At 77.9% G+C, this 1,317-nt stretch carries 2 protein-coding genes; both read right to left on the reverse strand.

Annotated features, from left to right (window positions below; genetic code table 11):
- Positions 1-409: ATP-binding cassette domain-containing protein (locus CTKZ_RS18995; protein ID WP_371852395.1), on the reverse strand; the 409-nt coding region annotated here is incomplete at its 3' end.
- Positions 406-1,317: ABC transporter permease family protein (locus CTKZ_RS19000; RefSeq protein WP_124344387.1), on the reverse strand; the 912-nt coding region annotated here is incomplete at its 5' end. The genes CTKZ_RS18995 and CTKZ_RS19000, both read right to left, overlap by 4 nt.

Raw genomic sequence — 1,317 nt, forward strand, 5'->3', positions numbered from 1 at the left:
GCTCGTCGACCAGCGCGGCGCGTCCCCCGGCCGCCCACGTCCGTCCGTCGTCGCTGCCGGGGCCGGACCCACGCCCGGCCGGGCGCCGCGCCGCGAGCCCGTACGCGACGTTGCCCGCGACGTCGCGGTGCGCGAAGAGCTGGCCGTCCTGGAACATCAGGCCGAAGCCGCGCCGGTGAACGGGCAGCCCGTCGACCGGCTGCCCGTCGAACGCGACGGACCCGCCCGCGAGCGGCTCGAGGCCGGCGACGGCCCGCAGCAGCGACGACTTGCCGCACCCTGACGGTCCGAGCAGCGCGACGACCTCGCCCGCACCGACGTCGAGGGACACCCCGTCGACGGCGGTCGTCCAGCCGCGCCGCCCGGCGGGATACCGCACGACGACGTCCTGCACGCGCAGTCCGCTCACCAGTCACCTCCGGGGTTGCCGGCCCGCAGCCGTTCGCAGGCGGCGACGATGCCCGCGGTGAGCACCGCGAGCACGACGGACGCGGCGAGCGCCGTGCCGTAGGAGTCCGCGCCCGGCCGGCCGATGAGCCGGAAGATCACGACGGGCAGCGTGGGCCGGTCGGGGCGGGCGAGGAACGAGGTCGCACCGAACTCGCCGAGCGACGCGGCGAACGCGAACCCGACGGCGAGGCCGAGGGCGCGCGCGGCGACGGGCAGGTCCACGGTCGCGAGGACGCGGCCGGGGGCGGCGCCGAGGGTCGCGGCGGCCTCCCGCAGGCGCGGGTCGATCGCGCGCAGCACGGGCAGGACGGTCCGCACGACGAGCGGCACGGCGACGACGGCCTGCGCGACCGGCACGAGCACGGGCGACGTGCGCAGGTCGACGTCGAGCCCGAACGGCTGGTGCATCGACAGCAGGAAGCCGAACCCGACGGTCACGGCGGAGACGCCGAGCGGCAGCATGAACACCGCGTCGAGCCCGGCGACGGCCCGGCGACCGACCGCACGACGCGGCCGCCGCGACACGACGAGCGCGACGAGGCCGCCGACGACCAGCGCGATCGTCGTCGCGTCGAGTGCGACGCGCAGCGACGTCACGGCGGCGTGCAGCGGGCTGACGCCCAGCGTGTCCGCGGGCGCGGCGAGCGCGACGTAGTGGTCGACTCCCCACCCGTCGGTGGTGCGGAGCGAGCGCAGGACGAGGTTGACGAGCGGCAGCGCGAGCAGCACGACGACGACCGCGGTCACCGCGGCGGCGGCGAGGTCGAGCGCGTGCCCGTCGCCGCGCGGCACCCCGGCGGGCCGCCTGAGCGTCAGGGCCCGGACGGTCGCCGTCGGGGCGCCGAGGTCGAGGGCGCGCTCGCGACG

This window comes from Cellulomonas algicola, assembly GCF_003851725.1.
In the GTDB taxonomy this organism is placed as follows: domain Bacteria; phylum Actinomycetota; class Actinomycetes; order Actinomycetales; family Cellulomonadaceae; genus Cellulomonas; species Cellulomonas algicola.